At 68.6% G+C, this 1043-nt stretch carries 1 protein-coding gene; it reads left to right on the top strand.

Features of this window, described 5'->3' with window-relative positions; genetic code table 11:
* The coding region (locus tag FKV24_RS09640) for a DUF7507 domain-containing protein (RefSeq protein WP_211371836.1) at positions 1-1043 on the top strand (1043 nt) is incomplete at both ends.

Raw genomic sequence — 1043 nt, 5'->3', positions numbered from 1 at the left:
GATGCCACGATCACCGCGGCGACGGTCGATGCCGGCACCTATACGCTGTCGGAGACCAATCTGGCCGGCTACACCGCCGGCGCGTGGACCTGCGACGCCGGCACGCTGTCGGGCGACCAGCTGACCCTGGCCAATGGCGAGACGGCGACCTGCACGATCACCAACGACGATCAGGCGGCAACGCTGACCCTGGAGAAAGTCGTTGACAACACCGGCGGTGGTACCGCGGTCGATACCGACTGGACCCTCAGCGCCGCTGGCCCGACCGCGATCAGCGGTGTCGAGGGCGATGCCGCGATCACCGCAGCGGCGGTTGATGCCGGCACCTACACCCTGAGCGAGGCCGGCGCCCCCGCCGACTACCTGGCGGCTACCACGTGGGTCTGTTCGGGCGCGACCGTCAATGGCGGCAACCAGGTCACCCTGGGCAGTGGCGAGACGGCGATCTGCAGTATCACCAATACGTTCCAGGCAGATCCGGCGCTGACGGTGACCAAGGCGGCGACGTTCACGACCGATACGGGAACGGCCGGTGAGGCGGATCTGGACGACGTGATCTCGTACACGGTGACGGTGGCCAACAGCGGCAACGTGACGGTGACCAACATCGCGGTGGGCGATGTGTACGAAGGCGGGGCATCGACGGCAGTTACCTGTCCGCAGACGATGTTGGCGCCGGGCGCGAGCATGACCTGCACGGCGTACACGCACACGGTGACGCAGGTGGAGGTGGACGCGGGCGGAACGCTGGACAACACGGCGACGGCGACGGGCGAGGACCCGACGGGCGCCCAGGTGAGCGACGACGACACCGAGAGCGTGCCGGTGGCGGCGGCGGATCCGGCGCTGACCATCGCCAAGGCGGCCGACACGGCGACCTATGCCGCGGTCGGTGACGTGATCACCTACACCTACACGATCACCAACGCCGGCAATGTGACCCTGGCCGGTCCGTTCACGGTGAACGACGACATCCTGGGGGCGCTGACCGACTGTGCGACCGGTCCGCTGGCGCCGGGCGCCAGCACGACCTGCACGGCGAT

Origin of the sequence: Marilutibacter maris, from assembly GCF_006546735.2 — a bacterium.
In the GTDB taxonomy this organism is placed as follows: Bacteria; Pseudomonadota; Gammaproteobacteria; order Xanthomonadales; family Xanthomonadaceae; genus Marilutibacter; species Marilutibacter maris.
This window is presented reverse-complemented; position numbering and strand designations above follow the sequence as displayed.